This is a genomic window from Leisingera sp. G5_S3_59_S7, assembly GCF_054968485.1.
Map to the genome: position 1 here is coordinate 1 of NZ_JBQKUH010000082.1, position 13,962 is coordinate 13,962.

A 13,962-nucleotide genomic window follows, 5' to 3' on the forward strand; every position below is an offset into this window, starting at 1 on the left:
GTCGGCACGGTTTTCATGATGACCGCCTATCCCGACGGAACCCCGTGATCAACTTGGCAATGCCCGGCGAATGGGTCTCGGTCTTCGGTGACGCCAAGATGACAACCGCGCTTCTGGATCGCGTAACCCATCACTGCGCAATCATCGAGACAGGCAACACGTCATACCGGTTCGCACAGAGCAAGCGACGCAGAAAAACATAAACGTCGCGCAAGCAAAGACCCCAGACGGACTCGCTATATGAGGGCGGCCCGCCTGGGGCCTTTGCGCCACAAGGGGTGGGTCAAATTCAAACGCTGAAACCGGGTCAGTTTTGAACGCTCATTGACAATACGGCGGGAGGACAGCCGGCCAGGACGGTCGCATTTCCCCGACTAGGGGAAAAAACGAAATTGCAACGAAACCTTGTGCCAAGGACCATTGGCAAACCCGACTTTTCCTGAAGCCTGTTTTTAGCCGCAGTCACAGGCGGTGATGCTGTTCACAAGCTGGCTGGTACCCCGCCCGCCGCTTTCTGCTCAGTAAACCAAGCGCGATGATCAGGGCCGGGGCAGGATGCGCTTTGCATATTCGTAGCCTGCATGGTTTGAGCCGTCTGACAGGCTACTTCAGCATGCCGCGGGCAATGATCGTGCGCTGGATTTCCGAAGATCCCTCATAAATCCGGAAGATCCGCAAGTCGCGCAGGTAGCGTTCCAGGGGGAAGTCGCGAGTATAGCCGTAACCACCGTGAATCTGCAGCGCCCGGTCGGTAATGCGCCAGGCCGCCTCGCTGGCATAGAGCTTGGCAAAGGCCGAGTCCAAGGAATACCGCTCACCGGTGCCACGCTTGCGGGCGGCCTGCAGCCCCAAGGCCCGCGCCGCCGCCAGCTCGGTGGCGCTGTCGGCCAGCATCCATTGCAGCCCCTGGAAATTGCCAATCGGCTGGCCGCCGACCTCGCGTTCCTTGGCATAGGAAACCGCCGCATCCAGCGCCGCGCGGGCGATGCCGGTTGCCTGCGCGGCTACCTCGATGCGGCCATTGTCCAGCACCTTCATCGCGGTTCGGAATCCGGTGCCTTCGTCGCCCAGCCGGTTTTCCGCGGGCACATGGCAGTCAAGGGAGACCGGGAACACATGGCCGCCGCGCAGCCCCATGGTTTCCTCGTGCCTGCCGATCTCCACCCCGTCCGTCTTGCCCGGCTCCACCACAAAGGCGCTGACCCCGCGCGCGCCTGCGCTGCTGTCGGTCTTGGCATAGACCACGATGAAATCCGCGCCGCCCGCGTTCGAGATGAAGCATTTCGAGCCTTTCAGCCGGTAGCCGTCCCCGTCGCGGATGGCGGTGGTGCGCATGTCGGCCGGGTTGGAGCCGGCCATCGGCTCGGTCAAGGCAAAAGCCCCCAGCGCCTCCCCCGATGCGGCGGCCGGCAGCAGCCGCTGCTTCAACGCCTCATCCGCGCCCAGCAGAAGAGAATCCGTCGCCAGAAAATGCGCCGTCAGCATCGACGCAGTTGAGCCGCAGGCGCCGGCTATGGCCTCCACCGCGCAATAGAGCGCAGGACCGGACAGGCCAATGCCGCCATAGGCTTCGGGCAGGTTCATGCCCATGGTGCCCATTTCTGCCAGCGCCGGGCGGTGCAGGGTTGCAAATGTCCCCGCGGCATCGATCGCCGCAGCGGCAGGCGCCAGCACCTCATTCGAAAACCGCTCGATTTGGCCGATGACGGCCTGTTCTTCACTGTTCAGATCACCGCTCATTTGGTCTCTCCTTCCTTCAGCCGATGCAGGATTTCCTCTGTATGCGCCCCCAGTCCCGGGGCTGCCTGACGGCCGCCGCGCGGCGCGGCGCTGAAATGAACCGGCTGTTCCGGCACGCTCAGCGTGCCGAGCGCGGGATGGGTGACGGGCGTTGCCAGCTCCCGCGCCTGCGCCTGCGGCGACGCCCAGGCCTCCGGCACCGAACTCAGGGCCGCGGCCGGGATACCCTCCTCGGACAGCAGCGCGGCGACGCTCTGCACGTCCCGGACCGCGGCCCAGCTTTCGATATGCTGCGCCAGCGCCGGCTCATTCTGCCGCCGCTGGCTGTCGCTGGCGAACCGCGGATCCTCCGCCAGTTCCGGCGCGCCGATGGCCGCCGCGAACTTTGCAAACAGCCGGTCGTTCAGCACCGCGACGGTAAAACTGCCGTCCCTGGCCGGATAGGTGCCAAAGGGCGCCGACAGCGCGTGCTTGCTGCCGGTCCGCTTCGGCGTCTCCCCGGCCATCAGCGCCCGGCAGGCCAGCACCGGCATCATCGACACCAGCGAATCGTACAGCGCCAGGTCGACATGCCGCCCCCGGCCGCTTCGGGCGCGGTCGAACAGCGCCACCATCGCCCCGAAGGCCGCGAACAGGCCGCCCGCCACATCGGCAAAGGCGTCCCCGGCCATCATCGGCGGGCCGTCCTCGGCGCCGGTCACGTCCATCAGCCCGCTCATCGCCTGGATGATGATGTCATAGGCCGGCAGCATCCGGTTCGGGCCGGTCTGGCCGAACCCGGACACCGAGACATAGACCAGCTGCGGACAGGCCGCGCACAATGCCTCCCGGCCCAGCCCGAACCGCTCCATCACGCCGGGGCGGAAATTCTCGATCAAAACATCGCTCTCCGCCGCCAGCGCCCGGGCCGCCGCCGCGCCTTCTGCGGATTTCAGGTCCAGAACGATGGATTTCTTGCCGCGATTCACCGACTGGAACAGCAGGCTTTCGCCGTCCCTGAAGGGGCCGATGTGGCGGTAGTCATCGCCCGCGGGCGGTTCCACCTTGATCACTTCCGCGCCAAGGTCGGCCATCAGCGCGGTGCAGTAGGGACCGGCCAGAACGCGGGAAAAGTCCAGCACCCGGACCCCCTCCAGCGGCCTGCGGCCTGCGGTGGCGTTATTGTCGAACATGCTTCCCCCATCAATTGCTTGCTGCAGGATAGCGTCCATTGAGATATATCAGGAAATACAGGATCTGTATAAAGGGTATTCCAACTTGAATATACCATTGAACTTCCGCCAGGTCGAAGTCCTGCTGGCCGTGGCCGACACCGGCAGCACCGCGGCGGCCAGCCGCGCGCTGAACACCTCGCAGCCCTCGGTGTCGCTGGCCATCGCCCGCTGCGAGGAGGTGTTCGGCCAGAAGCTCTTTGTCCGCATCCCCGGCCGCGGGATGGAGCTGACGGCGTTCGGGCAGCATAAGGTTGCCCAGCTGCGCGAACTGGAGAAGCAGGCGCGCTGGGTGCTGAGCGGCGGCGAAGGGACGCCGGAGTTCCTGAACCTTGGTGTGTTTTCCACCCTGGGCCCCCGCTATGCGCCGCAGCTAGTGCGCCGCTTCATGGACACCCGCCCCGGCGCGGAGATCCGCATCCTCGAAGGAGACTTGCAAACGCTGTTCGACTGGCTCAGCGAAGGCCGGATCGACCTCGCGCTGCTCTATGATTTCGGGGTTCCGTCGGATTTCGCCATCATTCCGCTGATGGCCGCCGAACCCTATGCGCTGCTGCCGCCGGGGCACAGGCTGGCCCGTCAGCCCGGCGTCAGCGCCGAAGACCTGGCGCAGGAGCCAATCATCCTGATGAACCTGCCGCACAGCCGCGGCTATTTCCTGTCCCTGCTGCAGAACGCTAGGTTTCCGGTGCGGGTGGCCCAAGAGACCGGCTCGATCGAGATGCTGCGGTCGATGGTGGCCAACGGGTTCGGCGCCGGCCTGCTGGCCACCGACCTGCCTGACGGGTTGTGCTATGATGGCAATCCGGTCGTCCGGGTGCCGCTCTCCGGCCATCCGCCGCCGCATCAAATTGCACTTGCCCATCGCGGCGCCGCGCTGAAACAGCCTGTCATCCAGGCGTTCACCGCCTTTGCCAAAGCCTTCTTCGCCCCGCTGGACTAAGCGCCCGGCAGTCCCGGCACCAGACCAGCGACAGTGGAAACCGGCCCTGCCGCTTGACGCGCGGCGCGGCCCGGCCCACCCTAACGCGCAGATTGCAGGCGGCGTGACCGCTTGCACGGCACAGGAGAAACGCAGATGACGACTTTCGCTGCTGCAACCCCCCTCTGCGGCCTGCTGGGCAGCGATTACCCCATCCTCCTGGCGGGCATGGGCGGCGTGTCCCGCTGGGAACTGGCCGCCGCCGTGACCAATGCCGGCGGCTTCGGCATGCTGGGCATGGTGCGCGAAAGCCCGGCTCTGATCACCGAGGAGGTCACCCGGCTCAGGGCCGCCACAGACCGCCCCTTTGCGGTGAATGTGATCCCTGCGGCAACCGAACCCGCCCTGCTCGATGCGCAGATCGGGTGCTGCCTCGATCTCGGCGTTCCCGTCTTTACCTTCTTCTGGGATGTCATGCCCGAAACCGTGGCCCGGGTAAAAGCGGCGGGCCGCCTGGTTCTGCACCAGGTCGGCACCGTTGAGGCCGCGCGCGCCGCAGAGGCCGCCGGCGCCGACGTGATCATCGCCCAGGGCATCGAGGCCGGCGGCCATGTCCACGGCCGTCATCCGCTCCGCGGCCTGACGGAAGAAATCCTGGAAGCGGTGTCTATCCCGGTCGTCGCTTCGGGCGGCCTGTCCACCGGCGGGGATCTGGCCGCTTTCTTGGCCATGGGCGCCGCCGGGATCCAGTGCGGCACCGCCTTTCTTGCAACGGCTGAATCCTTTGCTTACCGCTACCACAAGGACCGCGTTGCCGCCGCCACCGGCGCCGACACCGTCCTGACCGATGTCTTCGTGCTGAACTGGCCCGCGGGCGCGGCGGTGCGGGTGCTGGAGAACAGCGTCACCAAGGCGCTCGGCGGCGCCTATATGGGCCACGATCCCGACGCTCTCCCGCGTGAGGAAATCGCTTGGGACGGCAGCCAGCCGCGGCTGCGGTACAGCACCGATTCCCCGCTGCGCACCACCACCGGCGACCTCGAGGCGATGGCCCTGTTTGCAGGCCAGGGGGCGGGCGCCATCCGCGGGATCGTGCCGGCAGCCGAGCGTATCGCGGACATCATCAGCGGCGCAGAGCATGTCCTCGGACGGCCCCTCTCGCCCCGCAGCGGAGCAACCGGATGAGCAAGCCCCCCAGCACCCCGCCCGCCGCCAAGGGCTACGCTTCTTCGCCCTGCATGGCGGAGGAAACTGGCCTTTACGATCCCCAGGCCGCCGCCGCCCGGCACGCCGCGGACATTGCCCGCTGGCGCAAGTCCGAACGCAGCCGGCTGCGCGCGGAACGGCTCGCCCTGACGGTTGCCGAACGCCAGGCGGCCGGGGACGCGCTGTCCGGGCATTTGCGGCAGCTGCTCCGGTCCCGGTTCGGCGGCGCGGACGGGCACGTCATCTCCTTCTACTGGCCGATCAAGGGCGAACCCAATCTGCGCCCGCTGATGGCGGAGCTGCACGCCGGGGGCGCCACGATTGCCCTGCCCATTGTCGAGACCAAGGCCGCGCCGCTGGTGTTCCGCCTGTGGACGCCGGAAACCCGGTTGGTGCGCGGCGACTGGAACATCCCGGTTCCGCCGCCCGAAGCGCCGGCGCTGACCCCCGGCATCGTCCTTGCTCCGCTGGTGGGCTGGGCGCCCGGCGGCTACCGGCTGGGCTATGGCGGCGGCTATTTCGACCGCACCCTGGCGGCCCTGGCGCCGCGCCCCTTTGCCATCGGCATCGGGCTGGACAGCGCGGAGCTTCAGACAATCCATCCGCAGCCGCATGACATTCCGCTGGATGTCGTTTTGACTGAATCTGGCGAGCGGCTGGGGTACTAAGATGTCTTTTCATAGCCACAGCGGTTCTGAACTTTGGTTCACGTTTTCCCGCCATCGCAGCGGCGGGAAAGTTGGAGCAGGCTTAGAAATCACTGGGGGACGGTATTAGCCAACTGTATCATTTGCCTGACTGTCAGGCGTCGATAGCTCCGGTTCCGTGCGCGGATCCAACCCCATGGCAACTGGCGATATATCAGGAAGCGGCACAAACTTCTCTCGTCCATCGGCGGGCAATTCGGGCCCCGCCTTGACGCTGAAAAGGACAAAAATCGCGTACGCTATCGCGATGGCGGATTCGAACAGGAAGAACGAAGAAGGGCCGTAAACCGCCATGAGCGCCGATGCGAACAGCGGGCCGATTGTCGCTCCGATGGAATAAACCATCAACAGACGCCCAGATGCCGCGACATAATATTTCCGGTCCAGCCGATCGAAAGTTTGCGCAACGCATAGCGGATAGACGCTGCTGATTGCGCCGCCAAACGCCAATGCCATGACCATCAAGACGGCCAATGGTACCCCATTTGCAATCGAACCCGACAATAGCCCCCATGACGCTCCGACGCCGATCAGCATACAGGACATGACAATACGACGATCAAACTTGTCAGCCAGAATGCCGACGGGCATCTGAAAGCCAAGCCCCCCAAGCACAACGACACTCATGAACAGGGCAGCTTCCGTCACGCTCATGCCGATTTGGCGGGCAAAGACGACACCCATCGCATAGAATGAGCCAACAAGCATTCCGGCGACACCCGCGCCAACCACGCCAACCCGTGACGCCTCGTATAGCTTTTTCACGCCCAGAACGCGAAGCTCGCCGAGGTTTGGTTCACCAAGTCCCGTGAGGGCTATGGGCATAAGCGACAACCCGATCAGGGCCGAAGCGATCAGCAGATGGTCATCGCCGCTCACCGGGGCGACGTTTATTAAAGTCTGGCCCAGTGCAATCGCAAGGTAGAAAGTCAGCATGTAAGACCCAAGCACGCGGCCGCGGGTTTCGTTGCTGCTGCGGTCATTAAGCCAGCTCTCGATCGAGGTTGTCATCCCGGCGATACAGAAGCCGTTGACAATCCGAAAAATTATCCATGCAAACGGGTTAAAGAAGAACGCATAGGCAAGGCACGTTGCGGCGGTCAGCGCCGCAAAAGTCGAGAAGGCGCGGATATGTCCGATCCGGAGGATGACGTGTTTGGCTTTGAATCCTCCAAAGGCCAGTCCCAGATAATATGCCGCCATGATCATACCGGTTAATGCCACCGGATAGTCTGCCGCTTCCATGCGAAGCGGCAGCACAACGCCAAGCAGGCTGTTCCCAGCCATGAAAGCGACCGTGCCGCCAAGGAGGGATTTTACAGGGGCCAGCAGCCTGCGAAGGTTAGGGGCCATGGATCGGTCCGGGATCTATTTTCTCCTTCTGACGGTTCAGGCCGTTTTTAAGTCTCTGTATAGCGAAAATCGACGCTTGCAGGAACCGTGTGATGCAAAAGCCCCGGCCATGGCCAGGGCTGATCTGCTGCTATCCGCTGTAACTGGGTGCGTCTACGCAGCCGTGGCGCGGAGCATCCAGGCGGCTTTCTCGTGAAATGCCGCGCGTTCGGTTGCGAGATCTGCTGTCACAGGATCTTTTGCGGCTTCTGCGGTCTCGACAAGGGCGCGCATGTGCTGAGCCAGCCTTTCATGGTCGGACAGAAGATCCCTGACCATTTCGTTCGCTGAAAGTTTCGCATAGGGATCCTGTCAGCCTGGTCCTGCGACCAGTGCCGCCGGATTCACCGAAGCGGGCTTACCCAGCGCCCTTATCCTTTCGGCCAGCACATCCGCCGCGGCGAACATGTCGGTGTATTGAGTCTCGGTCATCTCGTGGATTTAGAAAAACAGCGGGCCCGTCACATTCCAATGGTAGGTATGGGATTTCAGGACCAGCCGGTAAGTCTCCGCCAGGACCTCGGACAGCGCCTCCGTTACGGACGCAGTGTTCGGAATATCAGCCTTGGCATGTTCGGCTGACGGGTTTTGTTTCAGTTTAGTGGTCATAGGTGCCCCCTTGATAGAGTGGTAAGGATTGTTGGCCGTGGACTGGCCGGGTTGACGGTTCTGTTGTCAGCGCGCGCGGGCTGCGAGCCTCTGCCGGGCGGCAGATCAACACGTCGCAGGCGGCATCGCGCAGCAATCGCTGCGTGACACTGCCGGTAAACGCACACCGGATCAGACTGGACCGGTTAGGCCCCAGCGTGATCAGGTCCGTATCCGGGCTCTGCGTCACACGAATGAGTTCTTCCGCCGGGTCGCCGCGAAGCACCTGCCATTCTAAGCCGTGCCTTAGCCCGGCCGTGAGCGAGCCCAGGCGTTTTTCGGCCTCGTCGGCCAGAGCGTCGCGGTGGGCGGTTAGTTCTGTCTGAGCCAACCCGACGCGCAGCATCGCCGCTTCAAGCTGAGGCGGAACCTTGACTGCCTGAACCAGTTCCAGCGCGGCATCGGGCAACAGGCTTGTCACGACAGTCAAGACATCTGGCACATAGTCAGGGCCGTCAACCGCGAGAATGACACGGCCGTAGGGTTTACCGGATGCCTGTTTCACAATCAGAACCGGAACAGTGCCAGCAGCGAGTACTGCCTGTGTCGTCGAACCAAGCAGCTTTTCGAGGATCCGGGTTTTTTGGTTTGCCCGCATCACGACAAGTTCAGGTGCGAACTCATCGCAGATCTCGACAAGCCGCTGGGCGGGCGATCCGGCTTCGATGCGTATCTCAGTGCCGGCCGTGCCGATGCCGTTCCGGCGCAATGCCGCTACGATCCGGCCGCGGGCTGCGAAGTCCGACTGGCAACGAAAAGTATCGGCCAGCGCCCGGGCCACTGCATGGTCGGGCAGCTCCATCACATGAACGATGGTCAGCACTGCTCCAAGCCGGTTTGCTATTTCAAAACCGCGCACCAACACGGCGTCGTCTTGCGGAAACCGCTCCACTGCCGCAAGGATTCGTGTCGCTATCATGGTCCTTTCTCCTGACTACATCTGGCCTGCCGATTGGCACTTTCGGATGTGGCATGCCGATTTTTACATCTGCCCTGAAGCAATAATCCCGCCTAAGGCGGCCGCATGGGCCTCCTTGGCCAACCTCGTGACGGCTTTAACACCGAGTCTGTCTGATCCTTTCAGACCGAAACTGGTTTGCGGGCCGTCGCCGCCTGCAGCTCCGCGCCGCAGACAGAAGTCGCCTGCCGTCCGCCGTCATCGTCCCACCGGACGATACACTCGGCACTTGGCACCTGTGCCCTTGGGCATGCAGCACGTACAGGCTCGGTTTGAAACAGTGCAGGAAACAATTCCTCGAAGTCGGCATTGCAGATCATCATCGGTGTATCCCTTTCATGGACAGTATTGGACACTTGTGATTGCGCGAGCCTACGCGCCACCAGCGCCGGTGGCGGGCAGGCTCGCGTATGCACGCCGTCTGCAGATACACGATTTTAGCGTCCTTCGACCGGTCGTTGCCCGGCCCGACTGGCTTCAGACCCAGTTCACGGTCGTCAAATTCTGCGACCAAGTTCTGAATCTCACCGCGATAAACGCCAATATCACGCAGAAGCCGGTCGTCCATAGATTGGAGCGCATCAATCATGCTGCTGCGCCTCCAATGCCGTACCGCGGCGCGCAGCATTCTTCGAATGGCATCGCCGCCAGCTTTAGCCCGCCGCTTCAGCTGCGCATGAACATAAGGCACGGGGGGTGCAGTGTAGTTTCGATGTGAAAAATATGGATACAACATGTCGTTCTCCCGCTCGGAGGTGTTGAGATCGCAACCTGGACCCCGGCATGGCAGTACCCCTCGGCTGACAAACCACTGAGGATAGATCCGGAGACGCAAAGGCAGGTGCCGTTAGTTTTGTCGTGAGAGACAGATATAAACCCCGAAGCGTGGATAGGCGCGAAGAGCCACCCCGCCCGGGGTTACCGGCGGTTCAGTAGATTTCCTGCGAAGCGCAGAAACCTCGTATGAAGGCTGAACAACAACATGGTTCTGATGTTGCCACACTGAAGGATCTTTTCAAGCCGGAGGCATCGGGTGCGACCTTTTGGCCTGAAGCAGCGCTTTCCGGCCCGTTCCAGCGCAAAGCAACCGCCCGGGATTGACTAATTTACATACCGTACCTAATTCACCAGCATGTTGGTTCACCGAGATCATATACGGCTTGTGTTCCTGAACCGCCCGTTTCCCGGGGCGGCATAGGCGCGACTGCGCCTTTAATTCCCCCCGGGGCTCCTCAAATTCCTGAACGGTAACTGACGCATCGCCGTCGGCGGAGATGCTATGATCTATAGTCATGGCAGCCGAAGTATCGCTACCGCCGCAGGCACATCTCATCCCATTTTCCACCTTGCCCGACGCAGGCAGACAGAAGCCGAACCGCTCCTGACGGAACGCCCTGCAGCGCCCCGCCCCTTTTTCTCTCCGGCCATCAACAAAGGATCAGACCCATGTCTACCGCTATGACCAAGGCACCCAGCACGTCCCATACTGATCAGCCGCATATCATAATAAATGCTGACGAGCTTTCCCACATCGAGGCGCTTGCTGAAGGCGCGTTCAGCCGCAATCCGGCGCTTGCCGATCGTCTTCTGGACGAACTGAGCCGCGCCCGGATCCTTCCGCCTGAGCGGATGCCCGGGGATGTGATCGGGATCGGCAGCCGCGTCGTTTTCAGAGACGAGGCGACCGGCCAGGAGAGAACCGTCACACTTGTCTATCCTGAGGAGGCTGATATCGCGCGTCAGCGGGTTTCGGTGATGACACCGGTCGGTGTCGCGCTGCTGGGACTGTCCGAAGGCGCTGCTTTTCACTGGGACACACGTAATCGCCAGCGCCGGATGCTGACGGTGATCCGTGTGGAAGATACGTCTGACCCCGATAGCCAGTAACGCTTCGGTGTTTTTTGAAGCATGGCGAGGCGTTACGCCATGCCGCAGCTCTCCTGGAGGGCCAAGCTGACCTGATGTGGTCTGCAGGCCGCCATCCGGGTGACATGCAATCAACAGGCATCAATGCCATCCATCAACTGTTTCTTTGGAGTCCGCGAAATGGCCTGCGTCGGCTATTGCGCAATTTGCGTAAACTATAATGAAACCCTGCCGCGAACAGCTGCAGGGCGCGGGGTCCGGTCATGAGCGTGAAGCAGCATATCCGCCGGCTTCTGTGGCCGACCCTGTTGACGCTAATTTGCTTTGGGCTGCTCCTGTCGCCATCGTGGCCGGCCGGATTTTTTAACGATAGCGAAACCCTTTTGCCCGCTGTCACTGCGCTGGCTTATTTTGCAGCGGCGTGGCTCGTTAGCCGGATCACGTCCCTAGCGCTTGATCAGGCGGCAGTGCGGCGGCGGCCCTACCCGCGGCTGCTCAAAGATATAATTGCGGCACTGCTGTTTCTGATTGCTTTTGCCGCAACGGTGTCGCTGTTCATGGGGCAAGGTGCGTTCGGCGCGCTTGCAGGCTCCGGTCTGGTACTGGCGCTGCTTGGGTTTGCGATCCGCAACGTCGTGGCCGACACGCTGTCGGGAATTGCCCTTGGTGTCGAAGGGCCGTTCCGTATCGGCGACTGGATCGATATCGACGGGCTAGCGCGCGGCAAGGTGATCGAGATCGGCTGGCGCACCACGCGCCTTTTGACCCGTGACCGCACCTATATGATCCTGCCCAACAGCCAGATCGCACGGCAGCGCATTACCAACTACTCTGCGCCCAAGCCGGAATACCGCGCCCAGGTCAACATCGTGCTGGATCATAGCATGCCAATCGACCGTGCGCGTGAGGTGATGCTGGAAGCCCTGAGGGGTGCGAAACTTATCCAATTGGATCCTGCGCCGGACGTGCGTGTTCTGGCTTACGAAGAAGGTGGTATTACCTACGCGCTACGCTATTGGCTGTCACGGTTCGACCGCGATATCGACTGCCGCGACGAGGTTTTCACTCTTGTGGACGAGGCGCTGCGCAATGCCGGAACCATCGCCCCCTATCGCCGGAAAGAGGTGATCCCGGCCGCGTCATCCGGCGACACGTAGCGCCCTTCATCCTTCACTGACCGCGTTTTGGCCGCAGTCAGGAGGACGCATTCGGGGCAACCTGCCAAAACCGCTGCAACTGGCACGCGACAATTTAGTGATCCCTTCTGGCAAGGGACCACCGGGGCGTACCGCCAAGCGATAAGCGCATATCGGAGCGGTAGGACCGTTGACAGATCAGAGGGTATGTCTGATTCTCCTCCTATGTTGCTACATGAGAATCATTTTCGATTTCTTCTACTGAACCGCCCGGATCCCCGGGTGGTTTGCGTGCGGGCATAGATCCAACCACCCGGGGCTGCTCAATTCCTTGAGACAAGCAAAGGAGCCCTCGTACGCTCCGGGAGGAAGACCATGTTCAGGCCTTGGCCTCACAACCCCATGCACAGCAGAGCTTTTGTTCGATCATTGGCAGAAGGCGCGCCCGTTGGCTTTCGCTTCGCCCTAACCGTTGCCGATCGTGTCGGCATCGAGCGCCTTCTGAGCCATGGGAATCTGAAAGGTTCCGCGAACCCTGAACTGCTTGCCGGATTCCTGCGGCACAAACTCCGCATTTCACGCGGGGCGCCGGAACCTGCGCCGGAGGACCTTGTTACTGCAGGGTGCGAGGTCGCCTACATGACAAATGACAGGGTCATCCGATCAGGTTTGCTTACCTTTGATCCTAACCCAAATGCGGAACACTTGCCTGTCGAAACACTTCTTGGCGCAACGCTGATTGGTATGCAAATGCTACAGAAAGCGCCGCTGCTGAGGGACAACGGAGATATTGATGCTGTCGTCGTCATCGATGTAAACCAGACGCTTGGCAGGGCAAATGCCCCACACCAGTAGCATCGGTTTCCACGTGAAATCTCAACTCTCGGAAAGCCGCCCGGTTACCCATTGTTTCGGGCCCTATTTGCAGCACGCTTTTTGCCTAAATGCTCCAAGAATGCGCTTGGCTCTCGTCGTGCCGAGCACAGGGAAGTGCGGCGCTATGCTTATAATCTTTGTACCACCCGATTGGGCGCGCGGAACCCTGGGCAATTCACCCGGCTGCTGAGTTTCGGTTCTCCACTCCCCGGATTGGGATCAAGCGTAACCCAAGCAATTCCGAGCCGCTCGCAAAGTTCATCCCCTTCATCATCCCCACGGCAATTTGACCGCCTATGGCCGTTGACCTGCCCCCCGCTGGTCCCTCGCTCATGAGGAGAGTCTGCGGGTTTGATTTTGGTAGTCGTCGGTTTCGGGCTTGGCAAGCGCGGCGGGCGCGGAGCCCTCAATTAGCTCAAGCGCCTGCCGCGCTTGCTTTGGCGCTCTGTTCCCCAGCGAAGAGTGAGGCCTGACGTTGTTATAATCGTAGCGCCACAGCGCCAGCTTGCGGCGGGCATCGTCCAGGGTATCGAACAGCTCTTCATTGAGGAGTTCGTCCCGCAAACTGCCGTTGAATGACTCGATGAAGGCATTCTGCTGCGGTTTTCCTGGGTCAATGTAATGCCAATCCACGCCGTTCCTATCGGCCCATTTCAGGATTGCCCGGCTGGTGAATTCCGTCCCGTTATCGCTGACAATGCAAGCGGGTTTTCCGTAGATCCGGACCAGCGCGTCCAGCTCCCGGGCAACGCGCTCGCCTGAAATGCTGGTGTCCGCAGCCAGGCACAGGTTTTCCCGGCAGCAGTCATCGTTCACGGCCAGGATGCGGAACTTCCGCGAGGCGCCGAAGCTGTCTGCCAGAAAGTCCAGGGACCAGCGCTGGTTCGGCCGTGTGGCTTCGGGCATCGGCGTGCGCGACCCCGGGCGCGTTTGCGGCCCCGCCGCCGCTTCACCGCCAGGCCTTCTTCCCGGTAGAGGCGGTAGAGTTTTTTGTGGTTCATGATCATGCCTTTGCGCTCAAGCAGAACGCCGATCCTCCGGTAGCCGAACCGGCGGCGTTTGCCAGCGATCTCCTTCATCTCCTGGCGGATCTCGGGATGGTCGGGCGGGCGTTCGCGCCGGACCGTCTTAGGGTCGACACCGACAAGCCGGCAGGCCCTGCGCTGCGAGATGTCATGATCCCGCATTGCATTGAGCGCTGCCTCTCGCCGCTCTTTCGGTGTCGTCAGCTTTTTCCCAGCAGGTCTTTCAAAACCACGTTGTCGAGCATCGTGTCTGCCAGCAGCCGCTTCAGCTTGGC

14 protein-coding genes and 2 pseudogenes are annotated in these 13,962 nt (G+C 62.0%); 8 read left to right on the plus strand and 8 right to left on the minus strand.

Going from position 1 to position 13,962, the window contains the following annotated elements:
* Positions 1–203 (plus strand): ATP-binding protein (locus ACTRWG_RS21320; RefSeq protein ID WP_462829912.1); only part of this gene is annotated, 203 nt, incomplete at its 5' end.
* A 400-nt stretch (positions 204–603) separates the two neighbouring features.
* On the opposite strand, the gene ACTRWG_RS21325 is transcribed toward ACTRWG_RS21320, so the two are convergent.
* Together ACTRWG_RS21325 and ACTRWG_RS21330 are read right to left on the minus strand one after the other, a co-directional pair.
* On the minus strand, positions 604–1,740 hold the full coding sequence (locus ACTRWG_RS21325; RefSeq protein ID WP_027233559.1) for an acyl-CoA dehydrogenase family protein: 1,137 nt from the start codon (positions 1,738–1,740) through the stop codon (positions 604–606).
* Positions 1,737–2,912 (minus strand): CaiB/BaiF CoA transferase family protein, encoded by a 1,176-nt coding sequence (locus ACTRWG_RS21330; protein WP_036796618.1) that lies wholly within the window; start codon positions 2,910–2,912, stop codon positions 1,737–1,739. Before ACTRWG_RS21330 ends, ACTRWG_RS21325 begins: the two co-directional genes overlap by 4 nt.
* Before the next feature lie 85 nt (positions 2,913–2,997).
* Between ACTRWG_RS21330 and ACTRWG_RS21335 the strand changes: the two genes are divergently transcribed.
* The 3 genes from ACTRWG_RS21335 (at position 2,998) to ACTRWG_RS21345 (ending at position 5,747) form a co-directional block, all read left to right on the plus strand.
* Positions 2,998–3,894 (plus strand): LysR family transcriptional regulator, encoded by an 897-nt coding sequence (locus ACTRWG_RS21335; RefSeq protein ID WP_027233557.1) that lies wholly within the window; start codon positions 2,998–3,000, stop codon positions 3,892–3,894.
* Between the two features lie 135 nt (positions 3,895–4,029).
* The gene (locus tag ACTRWG_RS21340) at positions 4,030–5,058 is read left to right on the plus strand and encodes an NAD(P)H-dependent flavin oxidoreductase (RefSeq protein ID WP_027233556.1); all 1,029 of its coding nucleotides are present in this window, start codon (positions 4,030–4,032) and stop codon (positions 5,056–5,058) included.
* Positions 5,055–5,747 carry a 5-formyltetrahydrofolate cyclo-ligase gene (locus ACTRWG_RS21345; RefSeq protein WP_036796617.1) on the plus strand — a complete coding sequence of 231 codons (693 nt, stop codon included), beginning with the start codon at positions 5,055–5,057 and terminating at the stop codon, positions 5,745–5,747. Before ACTRWG_RS21340 ends, ACTRWG_RS21345 begins: the two co-directional genes overlap by 4 nt.
* Before the next feature lie 105 nt (positions 5,748–5,852).
* Here ACTRWG_RS21345 and ACTRWG_RS21350 read toward each other — a convergent pair whose 3' ends face one another.
* The 5 genes and pseudogenes from ACTRWG_RS21350 to ACTRWG_RS21370 form a co-directional block, all read right to left on the minus strand.
* Positions 5,853–7,139, minus strand: coding sequence for an MFS transporter (locus tag ACTRWG_RS21350; RefSeq protein WP_036796616.1), 1,287 nt, complete (start codon positions 7,137–7,139; stop codon positions 5,853–5,855).
* Between the two features lie 153 nt (positions 7,140–7,292).
* A pseudogene (locus tag ACTRWG_RS21355) lies at positions 7,293–7,463 on the minus strand (ferritin-like domain-containing protein); the annotation flags it as partial.
* 156 nt (positions 7,464–7,619) lie between these two features.
* A complete protein-coding gene (locus ACTRWG_RS21360; protein WP_245597299.1) occupies positions 7,620–7,787 on the minus strand; it encodes a hypothetical protein in 168 nt (55 codons plus the stop codon).
* Positions 7,777–8,745 carry a universal stress protein gene (locus ACTRWG_RS21365; RefSeq protein ID WP_027233555.1) on the minus strand — a complete coding sequence of 323 codons (969 nt, stop codon included), beginning with the start codon at positions 8,743–8,745 and terminating at the stop codon, positions 7,777–7,779. Before ACTRWG_RS21365 ends, ACTRWG_RS21360 begins: the two co-directional genes overlap by 11 nt.
* A gap of 358 nt (positions 8,746–9,103) precedes the next feature.
* The gene (locus ACTRWG_RS21370) at positions 9,104–9,520 is read right to left on the minus strand and encodes a DUF1127 domain-containing protein (RefSeq protein ID WP_084299292.1); all 417 of its coding nucleotides are present in this window, start codon (positions 9,518–9,520) and stop codon (positions 9,104–9,106) included.
* A 227-nt stretch (positions 9,521–9,747) separates the two neighbouring features.
* Here ACTRWG_RS21370 and ACTRWG_RS21375 point away from each other — a divergent pair, with 227 nt between their 5' ends.
* The 4 genes from ACTRWG_RS21375 to ACTRWG_RS21390 all read left to right on the plus strand — a co-directional run bounded on the left by ACTRWG_RS21375 (position 9,748) and on the right by ACTRWG_RS21390 (position 12,641).
* A complete protein-coding gene (locus tag ACTRWG_RS21375) occupies positions 9,748–9,885 on the plus strand; it encodes a hypothetical protein (protein WP_154667597.1) in 138 nt (45 codons plus the stop codon).
* Between the two features lie 345 nt (positions 9,886–10,230).
* Positions 10,231–10,671 carry a nucleoside diphosphate kinase regulator gene (gene rnk, locus ACTRWG_RS21380; protein ID WP_051357611.1) on the plus strand — a complete coding sequence of 147 codons (441 nt, stop codon included), beginning with the start codon at positions 10,231–10,233 and terminating at the stop codon, positions 10,669–10,671.
* Between the two features lie 242 nt (positions 10,672–10,913).
* Complete coding sequence (locus ACTRWG_RS21385) at positions 10,914–11,807, plus strand: mechanosensitive ion channel family protein (protein WP_462829913.1); 894 nt, start codon at positions 10,914–10,916, stop codon at positions 11,805–11,807.
* A gap of 354 nt (positions 11,808–12,161) precedes the next feature.
* On the plus strand, positions 12,162–12,641 hold the full coding sequence (locus ACTRWG_RS21390; RefSeq protein WP_462829914.1) for a hypothetical protein: 480 nt from the start codon (positions 12,162–12,164) through the stop codon (positions 12,639–12,641).
* 351 nt (positions 12,642–12,992) lie between these two features.
* On the opposite strand, the pseudogene ACTRWG_RS21395 reads toward ACTRWG_RS21390, so the two are convergent.
* Positions 12,993–13,962: pseudogene (locus ACTRWG_RS21395) on the minus strand (IS3 family transposase); the annotation flags it as partial.

Bases quoted from the DNA above. Each gene is read 5' to 3' on its own strand.
- ACTRWG_RS21330 (WP_036796618.1), bottom strand. From the start codon at position 2,912: ATGTTCGACAATAACGCCACCGCAGGCCGCAGGCCGCTGGAGGGGGTC.
- ACTRWG_RS21360 (WP_245597299.1), bottom strand. From the start codon at position 7,787: ATGACCACTAAACTGAAACAAAACCCGTCAGCCGAACATGCCAAGGCT.
- ACTRWG_RS21390 (WP_462829914.1), top strand. From the start codon at position 12,162: ATGTTCAGGCCTTGGCCTCACAACCCCATGCACAGCAGAGCTTTTGTT.
- ACTRWG_RS21375 (WP_154667597.1), top strand. From the start codon at position 9,748: ATGAAGGCTGAACAACAACATGGTTCTGATGTTGCCACACTGAAGGAT.
- ACTRWG_RS21345 (WP_036796617.1), top strand. From the start codon at position 5,055: ATGAGCAAGCCCCCCAGCACCCCGCCCGCCGCCAAGGGCTACGCTTCT.
- ACTRWG_RS21350 (WP_036796616.1), bottom strand. From the start codon at position 7,139: ATGGCCCCTAACCTTCGCAGGCTGCTGGCCCCTGTAAAATCCCTCCTT.
- rnk (WP_051357611.1), top strand. From the start codon at position 10,231: ATGTCTACCGCTATGACCAAGGCACCCAGCACGTCCCATACTGATCAG.
- ACTRWG_RS21325 (WP_027233559.1), bottom strand. From the start codon at position 1,740: ATGAGCGGTGATCTGAACAGTGAAGAACAGGCCGTCATCGGCCAAATC.
- ACTRWG_RS21365 (WP_027233555.1), bottom strand. From the start codon at position 8,745: ATGATAGCGACACGAATCCTTGCGGCAGTGGAGCGGTTTCCGCAAGAC.
- ACTRWG_RS21385 (WP_462829913.1), top strand. From the start codon at position 10,914: ATGAGCGTGAAGCAGCATATCCGCCGGCTTCTGTGGCCGACCCTGTTG.
- ACTRWG_RS21340 (WP_027233556.1), top strand. From the start codon at position 4,030: ATGACGACTTTCGCTGCTGCAACCCCCCTCTGCGGCCTGCTGGGCAGC.
- ACTRWG_RS21370 (WP_084299292.1), bottom strand. From the start codon at position 9,520: ATGTTGTATCCATATTTTTCACATCGAAACTACACTGCACCCCCCGTG.